Origin of the sequence: Nocardiopsis listeri NBRC 13360 (assembly GCF_001570765.1) — a bacterium.
Classification (GTDB): domain Bacteria; phylum Actinomycetota; class Actinomycetes; order Streptosporangiales; family Streptosporangiaceae; genus Nocardiopsis; species Nocardiopsis listeri.
The window spans coordinates 17277-36327 of the sequence record NZ_BCSH01000045.1 but is presented as its reverse complement, the minus strand read 5'-3'; the positions used below and the strand labels follow the sequence as shown (position 1 = coordinate 36327).

12 protein-coding genes are annotated in these 19051 nt (G+C 69.9%); 7 read left to right on the top strand and 5 right to left on the bottom strand.

Going from position 1 to position 19051, the window contains the following annotated elements:
- Positions 1–298 precede the first annotated feature (298 nt).
- Both NLI01S_RS14925 and NLI01S_RS14920 read right to left on the bottom strand, forming a co-directional pair.
- Complete coding sequence (locus NLI01S_RS14925) at positions 299–2065, bottom strand: substrate-binding and VWA domain-containing protein (protein ID WP_067604803.1); 1767 nt, start codon at positions 2063–2065, stop codon at positions 299–301.
- A gap of 384 nt (positions 2066–2449) precedes the next feature.
- Positions 2450–4183 (bottom strand): substrate-binding domain-containing protein, encoded by a 1734-nt coding sequence (locus NLI01S_RS14920; protein ID WP_067604801.1) that lies wholly within the window; start codon positions 4181–4183, stop codon positions 2450–2452.
- Positions 4184–4615: 432 nt separating this feature from the next.
- Between NLI01S_RS14920 and NLI01S_RS14915 the strand changes: the two genes are divergently transcribed.
- The 5 genes from NLI01S_RS14915 to NLI01S_RS14895 all read left to right on the top strand — a co-directional run bounded on the left by NLI01S_RS14915 (position 4616) and on the right by NLI01S_RS14895 (position 10232).
- Positions 4616–5224: a hypothetical protein gene (locus NLI01S_RS14915; protein WP_067604796.1), complete on the top strand. Its 609-nt coding sequence runs from the start codon at positions 4616–4618 to the stop codon at positions 5222–5224.
- A gap of 18 nt (positions 5225–5242) precedes the next feature.
- Positions 5243–6058: a TrmH family RNA methyltransferase gene (locus NLI01S_RS14910; RefSeq protein ID WP_067604849.1), complete on the top strand. Its 816-nt coding sequence runs from the start codon at positions 5243–5245 to the stop codon at positions 6056–6058.
- A gap of 60 nt (positions 6059–6118) precedes the next feature.
- A complete protein-coding gene (locus NLI01S_RS14905) occupies positions 6119–7036 on the top strand; it encodes a 2-hydroxyacid dehydrogenase (RefSeq protein WP_067604794.1) in 918 nt (305 codons plus the stop codon).
- A 96-nt stretch (positions 7037–7132) separates the two neighbouring features.
- Complete coding sequence (locus NLI01S_RS14900) at positions 7133–8824, top strand: bifunctional 3'-5' exonuclease/DNA polymerase (RefSeq protein WP_067604792.1); 1692 nt, start codon at positions 7133–7135, stop codon at positions 8822–8824.
- A 190-nt stretch (positions 8825–9014) separates the two neighbouring features.
- Positions 9015–10232, top strand: a complete 1218-nt coding sequence (locus NLI01S_RS14895; protein WP_067604790.1) for a C40 family peptidase — start codon at positions 9015–9017, stop codon at positions 10230–10232.
- 506 nt (positions 10233–10738) lie between these two features.
- On the opposite strand, the gene NLI01S_RS14890 is transcribed toward NLI01S_RS14895, so the two are convergent.
- Both NLI01S_RS14890 and NLI01S_RS14885 read right to left on the bottom strand, forming a co-directional pair.
- Positions 10739–12565, bottom strand: coding sequence for a gamma-glutamyltransferase family protein (locus NLI01S_RS14890; RefSeq protein ID WP_067604787.1), 1827 nt, complete (start codon positions 12563–12565; stop codon positions 10739–10741).
- Positions 12566–13061: 496 nt separating this feature from the next.
- Complete coding sequence (locus NLI01S_RS14885; RefSeq protein ID WP_067604785.1) at positions 13062–14399, bottom strand: hypothetical protein; 1338 nt, start codon at positions 14397–14399, stop codon at positions 13062–13064.
- A 301-nt stretch (positions 14400–14700) separates the two neighbouring features.
- Here NLI01S_RS14885 and NLI01S_RS14880 point away from each other — a divergent pair, with 301 nt between their 5' ends.
- Positions 14701–15666 carry a glycerophosphodiester phosphodiesterase gene (locus NLI01S_RS14880; protein WP_223809251.1) on the top strand — a complete coding sequence of 322 codons (966 nt, stop codon included), beginning with the start codon at positions 14701–14703 and terminating at the stop codon, positions 15664–15666.
- Positions 15667–15770: 104 nt separating this feature from the next.
- On the top strand, positions 15771–17024 hold the full coding sequence (locus tag NLI01S_RS14875; RefSeq protein ID WP_067604781.1) for an alanine racemase: 1254 nt from the start codon (positions 15771–15773) through the stop codon (positions 17022–17024).
- Positions 17025–17356: 332 nt separating this feature from the next.
- Here the strand turns inward: NLI01S_RS14875 and NLI01S_RS14870 are convergent, their stop codons facing one another.
- Positions 17357–18955, bottom strand: coding sequence for a beta-N-acetylhexosaminidase (locus tag NLI01S_RS14870; RefSeq protein WP_067604779.1), 1599 nt, complete (start codon positions 18953–18955; stop codon positions 17357–17359).
- Between the last annotated feature and the right edge of the window lie 96 nt (positions 18956–19051).

Here is a 19051-nt window from a genome sequence, read left to right as displayed (position 1 = left end):
CCGTGGTACGCCACCGAGGGTGAGAAGTCCATAGCCCTTCGGTGTCCGGTTAGGTTCATGTCACCTTCCGTTCCGAGCACCGAACCCGGGGGACACAGACGTCCGTGCAGAACCCGGAAGTGCTACTGAACACTGGAAAGCCAGGTAAGGGACGGCCTGGAACGGTTGTGGTCGGACCACGACGACCGAGCCCACGTCGGCTCCGCGTCGGGGCCACCACCGGACAAGGCGAAGGGGCCGGGCCGCGGTCTCCACCACGGCCCGGCCCGGACCCCGTTCGCGCCCCGAGGCGCCCGGGTCACTCCGTCCCTTGCTCGCTCTCCTCGGCGATCCGCAGCGAGAACGCCTGTAGGAAGATGTCACCGATCTCCGTCGGGTCCTCGGTCATGTACGCGGCGCCGCCGGTGGCCGCGGCGATCTGTTGCAGCGGCTCCAGGTGCTGGACGTCCGGGCCGAAGGCGATCGTGATGATCGGGATCGGCCGGGAGGGGCTGGACAGCTCGTTGATCTGCTCCAGCAGTTCCTCCAGCTCCATGCCGCCGGGGTTGTCGTTGTCCCCGTCGGTGAGCATCAGGATGACGTTGGTGCTGTTCGGCTGGTAGTTGGTGGACATCTCCTGGTAGGCGGCCAGGTAGGTCTCGTACAGCGCCGTGTCGCCGTCCGGCAGTGGTCGCAGGTTCTGTAGGGAGGAGCCGATCACGTCGCGGTGCGTGTTGCCGCTGTCGTCGGTGGCCTGTAGTTCCCGGACGGGGGCGAGCTCCTGGTAGTGGAGGCCGTCGTTGACGTTGGTGGAGAACTCCCACAGACCCAGCTCGGAGGTCTCGGTGAACATCTGTAGACCCTCGGAGGAGGCCGCGGCGGTCACCTGCATACGGGTCAGTCCGGTCCCGGGCACCTCGGCCAGCATCGAACCGGAGACGTCCACGATGGTGAGGACCCGCGAGTCCATCTTCATCTGGGTCCAGGAGCGGGTCAGGTCGGTGATGGAACCGTCCGAGGGGGCGGCCAGCTCGGCCGGCTCCTCCTCGGCGAACCCGGCGTCGGTGGACAGCACCGAGGGTTCGGCCTGGCCCTCGGCGCCGCGGAACCCCTCGTCGAGCAGGCGCTGCTGGGCCTCGTCGGAGCGCACCGCGGTGCGGAACACCTCGGCGGCGCGGGTGATGTCGGTCTCCTCGCTGCGCACGATGTACGGGAAGTCGAGGAAGTAGGTGCCGTCGTCCAGGTAGCCGGGCTGGGCCGGGTTGTCGCCGTGGGCGGCGTTGTAGCGCCACACCGCCTGCTCCGACATCACCATGACGGGCGGGGAGCTTTCCGTACCGCCGCTCAGCGCGAGGAACGCGGCGTCCTCGTCGGCGGACGCGCCCTGGTGCAGGGACTGTAGGGCCGCGGTCATGTGAGCGTTGAAGGTGTCCGCGTCAGGGCTGGATTCCTCCAGCGCCCCCTGCAACAGGTAGAGGGTGCCCAGGCCGCTGGAGCTGCGGACCGGGTCGACCACGCGGACGGTGCGACCGCTCTCCTCACCGGGTGCGGCGGTGGGGACCACGTCGGACCAGGTGGTGGGCTCTTCGTCGGACTCCGCGAACCGGGCGAGCTCGGCCAGGACCAACGGGGTGCGGGCGACGGAAGTGCCGGTCTCGGTGATGACGGCGTCGCCGGCCTGGCTCTGCACCAGACGGCTCCACAGCGAGGAGTCGGGGATCCACACGTCGGAGTCGGTGTCGCCCATGGTCGCGCCGGAGCCGGTGATGCCGTAGGCGACGTTGGCCGAGTCGACCTGGCGCACCTCGGCGCGCACACAATGGCCGTCGACGTCGTGTTCCTCGGCGTTGAAGTCGCTCGCGACGTCGGTCAGGGCGGGGCCCAGTTCGGGGCTGACCGCGATGTCCAGTTCGATGTCGGAACCGCCGCAGCCGCCCTGCTTGCCGAACATGTACACGCCCGCCACGGCGAGACCGACGACGATCACCATCGCGGCGGCCAGAGCGACGAACGCCCCGCCACGGCCACGACGGCGCCTGCTCCGGCCGGAGGGTTCTTCTGCGTATCTTCCGCGGTGACGTCCCACAGCTTTCCTCACGGGGTGGTGTACGGACGGATCTCGTACAGGGGGATGATCGGGTACGGGGATGGGTGGTACGGGTGAATCCGTAAGTACCGGTTCGACTCGGGGCGAGACGAACGTATGAGTGTTACTGGTGGGAACCGTACTCAAAGCCCCAGACCGAGTGAATGGGGGCCGGCTCCCCGGTAGGGGGACGGGGCATGGCCCCGTGGTGGGAAACCGGGGCGTAGCGGCGGTCACCTTGGGGAATCCGATCGGGTCGGCCCCCGAGGTCACTCGGGAACCGGCCCGACCGAAATGCGATTCCGATATTCAATCGAGACCATCGGTGTCGGCGTGGCCGTTCGACGCGCCGGATGCCCGATCGCCGACCACCAGACCGACCGATCAGTTGTCGCAGTCGGGCACGCACAGGCGGCGCGAGATCGAGCTGAGGAAGAAGTCGCCGATCTCCGCCGGGTCCTCGGTGACGAACGACGAACCGCTCGTGGCCCGCGCGATCTGCGCCAGTTCCTGCTCCTCGGCCTGGTCACCGAAGCCGATGATGAACATCGTGACCGGGCGTTCCGGGTCGAAACGGTCCTGTAGGGCGGCCACCAGCTCGTCGTGGGAGACCTCGCTGGAACCCTCGTCCTGACCGGCGGTCAGCAGGATGACGCTGTTGATCTTGTCCTCGTGGTAGTCGTCCTGCACCTCGTCGTAGGCGGCCAGGATGTTGTCGTACAGGCGCGAGTCACCGCCCTGTGTCTCCAGGTCCTCGGCGACCGCGGTCATCTCCTGGCGGCGCGTCACGTCCCCATCGTCGGCCTGACCCAACGGGTGCAGCTTCGCGGCCTCCTCACGACCGCTCTCGCCGTATCGGTCGGACATCAGCCACAGGCCCATGTCGGTCTCGTCCGGGAACAGCGACAGGCCCAGGAGCGCGGCCTGCTTGGCGACCTCGATCCGCGCGGGGCCGCCGTTGAGGTCCTCGGACATGTTCTGGGAGGCGTCGGCCAGCACCAGCGTGCGGCTGGGCATCGACAGCCGGTTCCAGTCGGTGACCGAGGCCAGTAGGGCGTCGCCGGTCAGCTTCTCGTGCGTGGGCGGGACCGCCGCCTCGATGCCGGGCTGGGCGGCCAGCACCGAGGACGCCTCACCGTTCGGATCACGAAAACCCAGCTCGCGCAGGCGACCGCGATAGGCGTCGGCGCCGACCACCTGGTAGAGGTCGGCGGCGGCAGACTGGAGCGCGGATTCCTCGGTGACGGTCACATAGGGGTAGTCCATGCCGACGGTGCCGTCCTGGACGTAGTGGGCCCGCAACTCGGGCGCGGAGTCGGCGCGGCGCAGGTTGTAGGAGACCACTGCCTGTTCGGGCACCGCGATGATCGGGTCCTGCCGGTCCTGTGCGGCGGCCGAACCGGTGAACACCGTGGTCAGGTCCAGTTCACCGAAGGCCGAGTCCATCTGGACCTCGCGGACGAAGTCGGTCATGGCGGTGTCGGCGTCGTCGCCGGTGCCCAGGTGTTCACGGATCGCGTGCATCACCGTCATGCCGTCGGCGCCGCGGTTGGGGTCGACCATCACCACGGGCCGGTCGGGGTCGCGTTCCCCGGGCAACAGCATGGTCCAGTCGGCCTCGTCCTGGTCGGGCATGCCCTCGGTGTCCGGTGGGGCGGCCAGAACCACGGGGGAATTGGCCAGTGAGGGCGGGTCGGTCTCGATGCCGTGCGCGCCGCCCGCCGACACGCGGGCCAGTTCCACCCAGGCCGAGGACTCGGGGATCCACACATGCGGGGTGATGCTCGATTCGCCCAGTTGGTTGCCGGAAAGGGCGTCCATGATCCGGTGCGGGGCGATCTCGTCGACCTGCGCGTACACGCACACGTCTCCGTAGCGTGGTTCGTCGGAGTTGAACTCCGTGGCGGCCTCGCGCAGCACGGGAGCGACGCTCTGGGTCGTGGACACCCGTAGGTAACGGGTGTCGCCGCAACCGAGGACGTTCATGCCGACCGGGACGGCGATGGCCGCGACGGCGATGGAGGCGACGGTGATCGCGGTGATCCCCATCGGCGACCGCACCGCCTTGCGTGAGGTGGTGACGGCCGGGGAGGGAAGTCGATGGCGTCCAGTGGACACGGGCACTCCGGGGGTGGGACTGGTCGTCCGGCGCCCGGTCGCCCGGGGCCGGCTCGTGTGGCGGTCGCCGGGTGCGGTTCCCGGCACCCGCGGAAGGTTCGTGGGGTGAACCGTTCTCGCGCGGGCTGCGTCCTAATGTGTGCAAGGACGACCGTAGGCCGCGAAACGAACGATCCCTTCCCCGGACCTTACTGGCAGGTAATGCGCGAGTGGAAGGGCGGGGGTGGTGCCGCTCACATCGATACCGGAACATCGTGCTCCTTGACCGCTTCGTTACGGCGCTCCTCCAGATGTACTCCCGACTCCCCGCTACCATTGGCCCCCGGTATTCGCTTGACCGATACTTGACGTCCGATCGGCGCAAGCCCCACCAGGACGGGGCCCGGCCCGCGTGGACGCCCCCGCGACCATTCGACCCCCGAGGGTTTTGGCATGTCCCATTCGCACAGTGACCGACGGAACCGAGGCAACCTCGGCTCCATGATCCTCGCCGGTGCCTGCTGCGCCGGTGCGGTGACCTACGCCGTGTTCGTGGGCCCATCGATGCTGCCGCCCCAGGACGTGGAGGCCACCAACGCGACCAGCCCCGAGGTACTGAGCAGCGTCATCGAGCCGGACACCGAGGAGCCCGTGCTCTCCGGCCCGACCGGAACGTTGCGGATACAGGTCACCGACCGCCACCACGCCTGGGTACAGACGCTGGAGTGCACCGGGGACCTGGCCGAGGACCCGGCGGCCTGCACCGCGATGGCCGAGGTCGCCGCCGGAATGGCCGAGGACCCCACCATCACCGAGTCCCCCGCCGAGGAAGAGGACGCCGAGTCCGAGGGTTCCGAGAAGCCCGTGGGCCATCCGCTCTTCGCCGAGATCAGCGACGGCACCGTGTGCACCGACAAGGTCTACGGCCCCCAGCAGGCCGGTATCGAGGGCGTTTGGGAGGGGCGCGAGATCGACACCTCCCTGACACGCCGCGGCTCCTGCGAGGAGGCCCGCTGGCAGCGCCTGATCCCCCTCACCGAACGGTTCGAGACCGAGCGATAGGCGCGATAATCGGTGACCATGGACGTCATCAGGGTCAGTGACCCCACCGACCCGCGCCTGGCCGACTACACCCGTCTGCGCGACGTCAACCTGCGCCGTCACCTGGAGGCCGAACACGGCCTGTTCATGGCCGAGGGCGACAAGGTGATCCGCCGCGCCGCCACCGCCGGGTACACGCCGCGCAGCTTCCTGCTGACCGAACGACGGGCCGAGGCCCTCGACGACGTCGTGGCCGCGACCGAGGCGCCGCTGTACGTCGTCAGCGAGGAGACCGCCGAACGCCTCGTCGGGTTCGACCTGCACCGCGGCGCCCTGGCCGCCTACCACCGCAAACCCCTGCCGGAGCCGAGCGAGGTGCTCGCCCAGGCGCGCTCCATCGTGGTGTTGGAGGACCTGGTCGACCACACCAACGTCGGCGCGATCTTCCGCAGCGCCGCCGGGCTGGGGGTGGACGCTGTCGTCCTCGCGCCCCGCTGCGCGGACCCGCTGTACCGACGTTCGGTGAAGGTATCCATGGGCGCGGTCTTCACCCTGCCCTACACCCGCATGGACGACTGGCATGGCGGGCTGGACACCCTGCGCGAGTCCGGCTTCGACCTCATGGCGCTCACTCCGGGGGAGGGGTCCCTGCCGATGAGCGAGGCGATGGACCGCCTCGCGCCCGACGCCAAGGTGGGGCTGCTCTTGGGGACCGAGGGCGACGGGTTGTCCTCGCGCTGGTTGGAACGGGCCACCTCACGCGTGCACATCCCGATGACCGACCGTGACGTCGACTCCCTCAACGTCACCGCGGCCGCCGCCATCGCCTGTTACGAGCTCGGACGCACCCGCTGAACCCCTGAGCGTCTAGGGTGGCGCCTGACACGGACGGCCACGGCAGGGAGGACGCACGACATGGGCGGCCGAGCACTGGTGCAGTGGGGGCAGAACCGGGACAACGCGCCCGACGGACTCCACGTCGATCTCTACGCGGGAGGACCGGCACCGGCGGAACTGAACGAGGTCACCTTCTACCAGGTGCCCTACGCCCCTTCCACCCAGGGAGTGGACGAACGGCTGGAGATCATCGGCCGGATGCCGCGGCTGCGCGTCCTACAATTGGTCTCCGCCGGCTACGACCAGGTGCTGGGACTGATTCCCGACCACGTCACCCTGTGCAACGGTCGGGGGCTGCACGACGCCAGCACCGCCGAACACGCGCTCGCGCTCGTCCTCGCCGCCCAGCGCGAACTGCCTCGATGGGCCATCGACCAGCGCGAACACCGGTGGGCTCCCGCGCCCCAACGGTCACTGGCCGACTCCCGGGTGATGATCCTCGGCTACGGCAGCATCGGTAGGGCGATCGAACGACGGCTGCTGCCGTTCGAGACCGAGGTGGTGCGGGTGGCGAGCCGCCCGCGCCCGGAGGAGGACGTCCACGGCGTCGACGAACTGCCCGCGCTCCTGCCGGGGGTCGACATCGTCGTGCTGGTCACCCCGCTCAACGAGGCCACCCGGGGTCTGTTCGGCGCCAGTGAGTTCGCCCTGCTGCGTGACGACGCGCTCGTGGTCAACGTGGGTCGTGGCGCCGTACTCGACACCGATGCCCTGCTCGCCCAGAACGGCCGGGTGCGCGCCGCCCTGGACGTCACCGACCCCGAACCGCCGCCCGTCGACCACCCGCTCTGGGAGGCGCCCGGCGTGTACTTCACCCCGCACGTGGCGGGTGGTTCGACCGCGTTCTACCCGCGGGCACGCGCGTTCATGGACGCCCAACTGGGCCGTTGGGCCGCGGGGGAGCCCCTGGCCAACGTCGTCCGTCCCGGCCGTTAGCGGAGACGGCACCGGACCACGCCCTCCCCGGAAACGGCCACGAACGAACACGCGTGGATCCGTCCGATCGTCATACCCGCGGGGGAGAATGTGGGTATGCGGATCGCGGTGGTCGCAGACGGGGAGGGCGGCGGCCGGTTGAGAGAACTCGACGGCTCCTCACCGGCCGGGCCCGTCCGACGCGTGGCCGACCTCGTCGCCGAGATCCGTGAGATCGAGACGGGTTCCCCGCAACCCCCGCGCTGGGTCTGGGCCCGCACCGAGGACATCTACCCCGAACTGGTCCGGGCCGGGGTACGGGTGCGTCGCTGCCACGACGTCGAACACACCGAGGCACTGCTGCTGGGCCACGCCGCCCGCCACTACGAACCCCACTCGCTGGGGGCCGCCTGGGCGCGATTGCGCGACCTTCCGGTGCCCGACGACCCCGTTCGCCCCCTGGGGGAGGGCGCCGCGGCCCAGCCCGCCCTGTTCGAGGCGGACCGGTCCACCCTGCCGCCGGGCACCGACCGGCTCGACGCCCTCGTGGAGGTCCACCGCGACCAGGGTGAACGCATCGATGCGCTGTTCGCCCCCGATCGCTTCTCCCTTCTGGTGGCGGTGGAGTCGGCCGGGGCCCTGGCCGCGGTGGAGATGAGCCACGACGGACTGCCCTGGCGCCCCGACGAACACGACCGGATCCTCACCGAGGTCCTCGGCCCCCGACCGACCGGCGGAGGGCGTCCGCGTGTCCTGGCCGAGTTGGCCGCACGGATCGGCGAAGTGGTCGGACACGACGTCAACCCCGACTCTCCGGCCCAGGTCACACGGGCCATGGCGTGGATCGGACACCCGGTCGAGTCCACCCGCTCCTGGGTGCTGGAACGCGTCGACCACCCCGTCGTGCCCCTGCTGCTGCGGTACAAGGAACTCGCCCGGCTGTACTCGGCCAACGGGTGGACCTGGCTGGAGACCTGGGTCAGGGAACTCAAGACGGAGGGAGAGGGCCCGCGACCAGGGCGCTTCCAACCCGACTACGTGGTCGGCGGAGTCGTCTCCGGCCGGTGGGCCACCAGGGGCGGCGGCGCCCTTCAGATCCCCAAGGCGGTCCGTGGCGCGGTGCGTTCCGACCCCGGTTGGGTGCTGGTGCGCGCCGACGCGGGCCAACTGGAACCACGTGTCCTGGCCGCGCTCTCCCACGACGACGCCCTCGCGGAGGCCGCGGCCGAGGAGGACCTGTACGCGGGCCTGGCCGACCAGGTGGGCGGCGACCGAGAACGAGCCAAGATCGGCCTGCTCGCCGCCATGTACGGGCAGACCTCCGGCGACGCCGCGCCCCTGCTCGCCACGATGCGCCGCCTCTACCCCCGGGCCTTGGACCACGTCGACGCCGCGGCGCGCACCGGCGAGGGCGGCGGCATCGTCCGTTCCTGGTTGGGGCGCACCTCCCCGCCACCGCGCGGTTGGGCGGCCACGGTCGCCGCGCCGGACGGCGACCGTCGAAGGCGCGCCCACGGCCGCTTCACCCGCAACTTCGTCGTGCAGGCCACCGCCGCAGAATGGGCGTTGGTCCTGTTGGCGGCGCTGCGCCAAGAGCTACGAGACCATCTTCCGGACATGCCGGAGGGCGGCGGGATCGTCTTCTTCGTGCATGACGAAGTGGTCCTGCACGTGCCCGATGACCTGGCCGAAGAGACCGTCCGGGCCGTCCGTAGGGCCGAGACCCGCACCCGAGAAGTCCTCTTCGGTGATTCCCCGGTCCGTTTCCCGCTCGACCTGTCCGTGACGGATCGATACGACCGACCCTGACCAGAAGCGAAGGCGACACTCGTTCAGGAAACGGTCATTCGGCGGAAAGGTAGCCGTCCGATATCGGACGGCGTGGACTTCTTGCAAACAAACCCCTGTGCGCCCATTCTTGGATCGGTACACGCAACCAAAGGCCGTGCGCCGCAGCGGTCACCCCCCGCCGCGGTCACAGAAAGGGTGATGACCCCCCGTGCGGAAACGGCTCAGAACATGTGCGGGAACAACGGCCGCTTTCGCGGTCGCCTTCACCGCCTTCGGGGCGACCCCCGCGATGGCCGAACCCGTGGTCGAGGAACGTCCCTCCCTCGCCGACCAGTCGGCCCACGACGTGGCACCCCCCACCGACGCGGAGCCCAGTGGGTCCCGCCCCCGAGCCCAACAGGACGGTTCGCGCGGCGACGACACCACGTCGGCGGCCTCCCCCGACATCGCGGACGTCGACGAACTCCGCCGCGACACCTACGTCGCTCCCTTCCGTGAAGCGCGTTCGGTCGAGTACCTCGCCGTCGCCCCTGAGACGCTGTCCTCCGAGGTCGTCGACGAGGTCCGTGGCATCGACGGTGTCGACCACGTCCTGACCGTCGACGCCGCGCGCGTGGAGGTCGACGGCGAGGCCACGTCGATGATGGGCGTGCAGCCCTCCACCTTCCGCAACCACGCCCCCGAACCCTCCGCCGAGTCCGACGAGATCTGGCAGGGCATCGCGGAGGGCCACATCGCTCTGTCCAACGACGTGGGCAAGGAACGCGAACTCGAGGTCGGTGGCGAGGTCACCGTCGCCGGAGGCAACGGTGAGGTCCCCATGGAGGTGTGGACGCACGCCACCTCCGGTATCGCCGGGATCGACGCCCTCGTCTCCCGTGACCAGGCCCGGGAACTCGGCATGCCCGAGGGCAACGCCCTGGTGATCTCGGCGGCCGACGCCGACCTGTGGGAGTTGCACGAGGCCCTGGAAGAGGCCCTCGGCGAGGACGCCCAGCTCCAGCTGATCGCCGACGTCCCCGAACCCCTCGACGACGGCGAGGCCGTGCCGACCACGGTCGTCGAACAGGTCATCGCCAACGCCGAGACGCAGTTGGGCGTTCCCTACGTCTGGGGCGGCACCACCCCCGACGTCGGCTTCGACTGCTCCGGTCTGCTCCAGTGGGCCTTCCAGGAGGCGGGGGTGTCGATCCCCCGGGTCACCCACGACCAGTGGAACGCCGGCAGCAAGGTGGAGTGGGACGACCTCGAACGCGGCGACCTGCTGTTCTGGCGTTCGGACCCGACCGCTCCCGACTACATTTCGCACGTGGCCATCTACCTGGGCGACGGACAGATGTTGGAGGCTCCGCGCACAGGCCTGAACGTGCGCGTCACGTCGGTCCGGACCAACGACTACGCGGGCGCGGTGCGAGTCCACGCCTGAGTCCGCGCCCTTTGGCGGTGGGAGGAGTGAACGCCGACCCGGTCGGGCCCGAGCCCGGCCGGGTCTTCGCTGCCTGAAACCGATTCGACCGCACCGATGGCGAGAATGACGGTGGGCCGTGGTGCCACCGAACCGGTGACAGCACGGCCCATCGCTCTCCGAGTCCGAAGAACCGCCGGGAGGGGAAGGCAGATCTCGGTCTGGAGGGGGAACAGGGCCGTCGCTGAGGGAGGGGGAGACAGCGAAACCGACCCTGTCGGGTGGTATGGAGTTGTCGTGGCGCACTCGACCGATCGTCCGGGAGCGCGCCCCGCACATGGTCTAGATAAGCAGTGACCGGTCGATTTGGCAAGAGGCCGGATCAAGGCGCGCATGGTGGTGCAACGGTGCCCTAAGTCCCATCCCGTCCAATCATGTACGAATTCCGTGCGCTTTCGTCTGCCTTCGATGCCAGGGGTGACCTCCGGGTCCGGGCGAAGCCGCCCCGACCACCTCCGATCAGGCGATCAACGTCCTGCGGCGTATCCCTGGCCCCCTCGGGCGTCGGCGGCGGCGCGCAGTTCACCGGTCTCCGGGTCGCGGGCCACGGCCGCGAGTCGACCCAGCGACCACGGCTCCACGACCCGCACCGTGTGACCGCGTCGACGCAGCTCCGCGATGGTCTCCTCGCCCACACCCGGCTCGACCACCAGGTCGCCGGGCAGCGTCTCCCTCGGGTGGAAGGAGCTGGGGAAGGCGTTGGTGTGGAACATCGGAGTGTCCAGGGCCTCCTGAAGGTCGGTGGCCCCGTTGAGGATCCGCATCAGCGCGGTGGTCGTCCACTGGTCCTGCTGGTCGCCGCCGGGAGTGCCGATGGCCAGGACCGCTTGCCCATCGTCCCTGGTGACCAGGGTGGGCGACAGGGTGGTGCGGGGGCGCCTGCGCGGGGCCGCCGCGTTGGGCGAGGCCGGGTCGAGCCAGAACATCTGCGCGCGGGTACCCAAGGGGAAGCCGAGGTCGGGGATGACGGGAGAGCTGCTCAGCCATCCGCCGCTCGGCGTCGCCGAGACCATGTTCCCCTCGGCGTCCACCACGTCGAGGTGGCAGGTGTCCCCGCGCTGGTCGGAGGGGGCGATACCGGGGGTGTCGCGCACGGTCGGCTCACCGGTGGTGCGGTCCCCGGGGGTGTCGTCGATCAGGAACAGAGGCGGGACGAAGGGGGAACGACCACCGGGCGCGCCGGGGCGCAGATCCATGGCGACACGGGCGTCGTCGACGATCCGGGCGCGTTCGGCGGCGTAGGCCGGGCTCAGGAGTTCCTTGAGGGGCACGTCGATGTGGTCGGGATCGCCGTACCAGGCCTCACGGTCGGCGAAGGTGAGCTTGGCGCTCTCGGTGACCCGGTGCACGAAGTCGGCGTCGACACCGGCGTCCGCGCCGAAGACCCCGTCCCGGCGCAGGTCGGCGTCCACGCCGAGCGCCTCGGCCAGTCGGAGTTGCTGCAACATGGCGGGCCCCTGACCCCAGGGGCCGGTCTTGTGCACCGTGTGGGTGCCGTGGGTGACGGTGGCGGTGTCCTCGTAGTGGGCGCTCCAGTCGGCCATGTCGGCGGCGGTCAGCAGCCCCTGCTCGGGCTCTCCGCGGCCATTGGGGACGGGCGAGGCGAGGAAGGCGCCCACGGCCTCGGCGACGAAACCCTGGGCCCAGGAGCGGCGGGCCGTCTCGATCTGCGCCTCGCGGTCACCGCCTCCCCGCTCGGCGTCCTCGACGATCCGCCGGTAGGTGGCGGCCAGGGCCGGGTTGCGCAGCCGGGAACCGGCGGCGGGGGCGACGCCGTACGGCAGGTACACGCCGGCCGAACCCGCCCAGTGCTCGGCGAAGACCGGACTCAGGTTCTCGATCACGGACGCGATGCGGGGCAGGACGGGGTAGCCGCGCTCGGCCAGGCCGACGGCGTGTTCGAGGACCTGGCGGACCGACATGGTGCCGTGGTCGCGCAGCAGCAGCATCCAGGCGTCGAAGGCCCCGGGGACGGTGGCGGCCAGGACTCCGCTGCCGGGGATGCGATCCATTCCGGCGAACGCCTCGATGCTCGCGGCGGCGGGGGACACGCCTTGACCGCACAGCACCCGCGGCGCGCTGCCCACGGCCTGGAAGATCACCGGAACCTCGCCGCCCGGACCGTTCAGGTGGGGCTCGACGACCTGCAGGGTGAAGCCGGTGGCCACCGCCGCGTCGAAGGCGTTGCCACCGCGTTCGAGGACGGACATGCCGGCGGCGCTGGCCAGCCAGTGCGTGGAGGCGACCATGCCGAAGTCGCCGCGCAGCTGAGGTCGTGTGGTGAATCCGGGCATGCGTTCGTCCTCCTGCGGAAGGGAAGGCGGGGTGGGTCCGGGCCGGGAGGGGCACGGCGGGGGTGCACACCGCGACGGGGGTCGTGCCATCGAGTGGAGACGTCGGTCGAACGTGGGTGACGGTACAGCATGGCAGGCCACGAATGTCGGGAGTTCGGGTGATTCGGGGCCAAGGGCCTCGATTTCGGGTTTCTTTTCCTTCGTTGCCGAGAGTCGGCGAGGAAGGTGGCCCCAGGGTGATCGGTGCGCCACACACGGTGCCGGCGTGGGTTCGGGGTGCTCACACGCGGGATCTGCGGGGTGTGAACCGGCGGGTCGGGTCACGAGGGGTGGCGGGAAAGGGGCTACCCGGATTTCGTTCCAAGGTCATCCGGGATGTGTGCGGGCCGAAAAAACCCGGGGCCGGTGGACGCGGGCACCGACCCCGGGTCGTATCCGTGGCTGCGAGCCTCGGCTACGCGCGCCGCGCGTCGCCCCGCTCAAGGGGCGCGCTCCGTCAGGAGTCCTCGGCGGGGATGCTCCACGGCAGGGAGTCCCACAGCTCCTCCCACTCCTGGGCGTCGACGGGGTCCTCGACGTCGGCGGAGGCGGCCTTCTCGACCTCGTCGACCGCTCCGGTCATGGCCTCGTTGGCCTCCGCGACCAGCTCGCCGATCAGGCCCGAGACCTCGGAGAGACCGTCCTCGACCTCGTCGCGTCCCATGCCGAGGTTCTCGGCGCAGGCGTCGGTCGCGGCGACCTTGTCGGCCTCGTCGCCGTAGTACCAGACCGTGGCCAGCAGGCGGTCGAGTTCGGCGTCGTCGAGGTCGCCCTCGCCCACGGCCCGCTCGACGAACTCCTGGCTGCTCGGGGCCATCTGCTCCTGGTCCAGGACGGTGGAGGCGGACTCGAAGTCCACGAAGTGCTCGACCAGGCAGGTCTTGACCTCACGGGAGGTGGGGGCCGCGGGCAGGTCGGCCTCCTGGGCCTCTTCCGTGTCCTCGGCCGGGGTCTCGTCGGCGACCTCGTCGACCGGGGCCTCTTCGGTGGTTTCCTCCTCCTCGGCGCCCTCTTCGATGACGTCCTCTTCGGTGGCCCCCTCTTCGGGCGCCTCGTCCTCGGGTGTCTCCGGGGCCACGCCGTCCGTGGGGGTCTCCTCCTCGGGAGCGTCCTCCTCGGGAGCGTCCTCTTCCGGAGCCTCGTCCTCGGTGGTTTCATCCGCGGGGGCTTCGTCTTCTGGAGTCTCGTTCTCGGGAGTCTCGTCCTCGGGAACCTCCTCGGCCTCGCCCTCCGCCGGCTCTGGGTCCGTCACCGCGGAGACCGACTCGGCCATCCGGATCAGTTCGTCGCTCTCCCAGCGGTCGGGCTGGAGATGCGTGGTGACCGCGACACCCGGGCTCGCCAGCCAGAACAGGTCGCCGGTCTCCTCGGACAGGTAGGCGCCGTGCTCGAACCCCTCGCTCTCGGGGAGTTCCTCCAGGCTCGAATCCGCGAGGTGGCTGTACCGACTGCCCCTGAGGTCTTCGAGTTCCTGGAGATCCTCCGAACGCAGCACCGAGACCCGGCCGTAGAGCTGGTCGGGCCCCCGGACCCATGAGAGCTGCGAGCGGCTGTTGCCCTGGCGGTCGGTGGTGGAGGCGGCGTTGATCCCGTACCGGTCCAGACCCGGCGGCAGGTAGGCGATCCGGTGTCCGTCGAGGCTGTAGGAGGAGACTCCTTGACTGACCACGGGCCAGCTGAGCGCCTCGGTTTCCTTGTCGTCCGCCGCGGCCGGGCCGGCGAGGCCCACCAGACCCGACGTGGAGATGGCGGCGGCACTGAACAGCGCGACCCACCTCGTGTGGTGCTTGCGCATGGGAGTTCCTTCCCGTCGACTACTACGGGTGATGATTTCAGGACTCTCGGTAGTTATCGAGGGTGTTCGTGGTCAAAAATCGGACATGAAGTAGCCAAATGCATACATAGGGCGAGATTCGTTGGTCCGCTGGTGCAGTCCACCAGAAGATGGGCCACGGATCACCGACTGCTCCGCGTACGGTCACCGACCGGTCACCAAACGCGCTCACTCTGAGGGGGGCAGTCGGCCAATCCACGCGTACATGGGAGGCCCGGTGCACCAGCGCATCGGTTTCGTTGTCGGAGCAGTCACGTTCTCGATGTCCGTCCTCGCGAGCCCGACGCTCGCGGCCCCGTCCACGCTCGTGGGAAGCGATCACGAGCCGATCGAAGTACAGCGCGTCCAGCAGGGCACGGCCACCCCACCACAGCAGACCGCGCCGACGCGCCCGCTCATCGCCGTCGCCCACCGAGGAGCCGCCGGCACCGCGCCGGAGAACACGCTCGCCGCCATCGACGAGGGGCACCGGCTCGGCGCGGAGACCGTGGAGATCGACGTCCAGCTCACCTCCGACGAGGAGATCGTGCTCATGCACGACACCACGTTGGAGCGCACCACCGACGTCACCGAGGTGTTCCCCGACCGGGCGCCCTACGACGTCGGAGACTTCACCCTGGAGGAGATCGAGCGCCTCGACGCCGGTTCCGCCTTCGACCAGGAGTTCGCCGGTGAACCCGTCCCGACCCTGCGCGAGGCCCTCGACCGGCTCCAAGAGCACGAGATGAACCTGCTCCTAGAGGTCAAGGAACCCTCCCTGTACCCGGGGATCGAGCACCAGATCTCCGTCGAACTGGCGCGCAGCCCGTACTGGCTGGTGCCCAACGCGCCCGACGAACCCCATCGACTCGTCGTACAGAGCTTCGACTGGGAGTCCACCGAACACTCCAAGAGCCTGCTGCCGTCCGTGCCGCACGGCCTGCTCGGACAGGTCCCGAAGGATCGAATCGCCGACTACGACTGGGCGCAGATGATCAACCCCGACCACGAGTCCATCGACGCCGACTACGTCGCGGCCGTCCAGAGCGCCGGGTTGGAGATCATGCCGTACACGATCAACGAGGCCGACGGGATGTGGCACGTCCTGGAGATGGGTGTGGACGGTTTCATCACCGACTTCCCCGAGACCGGGCAGCGGGCCATCGCGGAGTTCCTGGAGGGCCGCGCCGACCTGGCCGCCGACGAGGAATCCGAAGGCTCCGAAGAGTCCGTGGAGCTCGCGTCCTGAACCTTCCTGGGAGGGTTCACCGATGGGATGATCGGTGACGAACCCGCCGGTGTCGGACGGTGAGCACCGTCCGACACCGGGCCCGGCCACGGAGCGGAGACCACGTGAGTGAACGGCTGACCATCCCCACCGAATACGTCGACTGGCGCACCAAGGGTCTGTGGTGGCCGGGGGAACCCGTCACCCTCGACGAGTTCGTCGCCCGCAAGGACCATCTCTTCGACGGCCCGTTCACCTGGCCGCTGATGGTGCTGCGCGCCTCGGCCCTGGATCGCAACGTCGCCGCGCTCGCGGACTTCACTCGCGAGCGCGGATTGCTGTTCGCCCCGCACGGCAAGACCGCCATGTCACCCCTGATCACCCGGCGCCAGCTCGACGCGGGCGCTTGGGGGATCACCGCCGCCACCGCGAACCAGGTGCTGGTCTTCCGCCGTTTCGGGGTGCGCCGGATCCTGCTCGCCAACGAACTGCTCGACCCGAAGGTGTTGCGCTGGGCGGCCGCCGAGCTCGACTCCGACCCCGACTTCGAGTTCCTCTTCTACGTCGATTCCCCGGAGGGCGTCGCCGTCGCCTCCCAGGCCATCGCTCCCCACGCCACACCGCGCGAGGGGGCACGACCGATCCGGGTGCTGATCGAGCGCGGTGTGCCGGATGGACGTACCGGATGCCGGACACGAGAGGAGGTGCTGGCCGTCGCCCGCGAGGTGGCGAGCGCCCCGGGGCTGGACGTGGCCGGGATCGCCGGTTACGAAGGGCCGCTGGGCGACGCCGCGGGCGTACGCGGTTTCCTCGACGACCTCCTCGGTGACGCCGCCGCGCTGGCCGATGCGCACGGACCGAGGCGTCCGATGCTCTCGGTGGGCGGCAGCGCCTGGTTCGACCTGGTCGCGGAAACGCTGGGCGGGCGCGAGGACGTGCTGCCGATCCTGCGTAGCGGCGCCTACGCCGCACACGACGACGGCCTGTACCTGCGCACCACGCCCTACAACCGGCTTCCCGAGGGACCCGAGAGCCTCTCGGGCGCCCTCGAACTGTGGGCGCAGGTCACCTCGACCCCGCAGGAGGGACTGGCGATCGCCGGCATGGGCCGCCGGGAGGCCAACCACGACCAGGGGTTCCCGATCCCTCGGACACTGCGCCGCACCGACGGCACCGAGGTCCCGGCCGAGGGGGTGGAGGTGTTCGACCTCAACGACCACCACGCCTACCTGAGCGTTCCGAAGGGGTTGGGGGTGCGCCCGGGTGACCTGTTCTCCTTCGGCGTCTCCCACCCCTGCACGGCCTTCGACCGATGGCAGGTGATCCCGGTGGTCGATGACGACGATCGGGTGGTCGAGGCGACCGCTACGTATTTTTAGGGGCCTCCGCCGGCGCTTCGTCCCACCCGTCGCCCGCCAGCAACCCTCAACGGACGCCTACGGCGCAGCCTTGTCGGGTGTTCGGGGCCTTTGCAGAGGGATTCGGGTTTCAAGCGACACGGCATCGTCGTCCACGCTTGACGCTCGTTCCTCGCTAGCGGCTCGACTCCTCTCGCACTGTGTTGAAACAAACCCGGGCTCTCCGGACCCGAACGGGCGACCCCCGTGGCGCAGCGGCACCGGACGGAGGATCGGTGGCTTGGGGAGCAACGTCCGGGGGCCGGGATAAGGCCCTCGCGCATCCACCGGCGCGAGGGCCCACGGAGGGCTCGTCAGCCCCAGCCCTGGACGCCCGGGCGTCCGTGCCAGGGGCGGGGTCCGTCCATCGGGCGGTACTCCACGCCCGCGGCGTCCAAGCGGCCGAGGTGGTGCAGCAGCCGCGGCTCGAACTCGGCGTAGTCGCGCTCGTTGGTCGACCACACCTTCTCCGCGAACGCCGACAGGCGGGGGAAGACCATGTAGTCCAGACGTCGGGGCGTGTCGATGTGCTCGGTCCACAGGTTCACCTGGGCGCCCAGGACGTGCTCGGCCTCCTTCTCGGTGAGGTCGGCCGGCACGGGGTCGCCCGCGTACACGTCCTCCACCCGTAGCAGGGTGCCCACCGGCACCGGCTCGTCCGGGCTCTCGGACTGCTTGTAGTCCAGGTAGGAGGTGGCGGTGGGGGCCATGATGACGTCGTGTCCGGAGCGGGCGGCTTCGACGCCGCCCTCCTCGCCCCGCCAGGAGAGCACGGTCGCGCCCGGCGCGAGTCCTCCTTCGAGGATCTCGTCCCAGCCCAGCAGACGACGGCCGCGCTCGGTGAGGTGGGCGTCGAGTCGCCGGATGAACCAGCTCTGCAGCTCGTCCTCGTCGGCCAATCCCTCCTCGCGGATGCGTTGTTGGGCGGACTCGCTGTTCTTCCACTGGGTCTTGGGGCACTCGTCCCCGCCCACGTGGATGTAGGGGCTCGGGAACAGTTCGATGAGCTCGTCGAAGACGTTCTCGTAGAACTCGATCACGTGGTCGGTGACGGCCAGGACCTCGTCGAAGATGCCCCATCGGGTCCCCACCGGGATCTCGCCGACCTCGCCCAGCTCGGGGTAGGCGTGGATGGCGGCCTGGGAGTGGCCGGGCACGTCGATCTCCGGGACCACCATGATGTGTCGCGCGGCGGCGTAGGCGACGATCTCGCGGATGTCGTCCTGGGTGAGGAAACCGCCGTGCGGGCGCCCGTCGAACACCGGCGGTCTGGTCATGCCGACCTGGCTCTCGGTGCGCCAGGAACCCTTCTCGGTCAGCTTCGGGTAGCGGCGGATCTCGACCCGCCAGCCCTGGTCGTCGGTCAGGTGCAGATGCAGCACGTTGAGTTTGTGCATCGCGAGGAGGTCGACGAACCGGAGGATCTCGCGTTTGGGCACGAAGTGCCGCGCGATGTCGAGCATGGCCCCGCGCCAGCGGAAGCGGGGGGAGTCGGTGACGCGCACGCAGGGCAGTCTCCACCTACCGGCGGCCTCGCCCACGGGTGCGTCGCGATAGGCGTCGACGGGCAGGAGTTGGCGCAGGGTCTGCGCCCCGTAGAAGACACCGGCGGGGTCGTGGCCGACGACGATGGCGCCCGCGGCGTCCACGATCAACCGGTAGCCCTCCTCGCCCAGACCGGCGGTGGGGTCCACACTCAGTCGGATCCGTGCGTCCTGCTCGTGACCGACGGCCAGGGGGAGACCGGTCGCGGTGCCGAGTTCACGCCGCAGCCAGGCCAAGGTCGGGCCGGCGGCCTGATCCGCGGAGATGTGGGTGTCGGTGTCGAGTACCAGGCCCTCCGGCCCGTCGGTGGTGACCTCGACGGGTCGGGGGATGAGGGAGACGGGGGAGTTGCGGGGGTTGTCGGGCACGAGGCACTGCTCCTATCCGGTCTAGACCACTATCGGACATCCTGTCACGAATCCTCACCGTGCCCCAAGGGTTCGGCGCCGAAAGGTCCCACAAAT

Excerpts from the sequence above, each read along its gene's own strand:
- NLI01S_RS14915 (WP_067604796.1), top strand. The coding sequence starts at position 4,616 with ATGTCCCATTCGCACAGTGACCGACGGAACCGAGGCAACCTCGGCTCC.
- NLI01S_RS14910 (WP_067604849.1), top strand. The coding sequence starts at position 5,243 with ATGGACGTCATCAGGGTCAGTGACCCCACCGACCCGCGCCTGGCCGAC.
- NLI01S_RS14885 (WP_067604785.1), bottom strand. The coding sequence starts at position 14,399 with ATGCGCAAGCACCACACGAGGTGGGTCGCGCTGTTCAGTGCCGCCGCC.
- NLI01S_RS14880 (WP_223809251.1), top strand. The coding sequence starts at position 14,701 with ATGTCCGTCCTCGCGAGCCCGACGCTCGCGGCCCCGTCCACGCTCGTG.
- NLI01S_RS14890 (WP_067604787.1), bottom strand. The coding sequence starts at position 12,565 with ATGCCCGGATTCACCACACGACCTCAGCTGCGCGGCGACTTCGGCATG.
- NLI01S_RS14905 (WP_067604794.1), top strand. The coding sequence starts at position 6,119 with ATGGGCGGCCGAGCACTGGTGCAGTGGGGGCAGAACCGGGACAACGCG.
- NLI01S_RS14900 (WP_067604792.1), top strand. The coding sequence starts at position 7,133 with ATGCGGATCGCGGTGGTCGCAGACGGGGAGGGCGGCGGCCGGTTGAGA.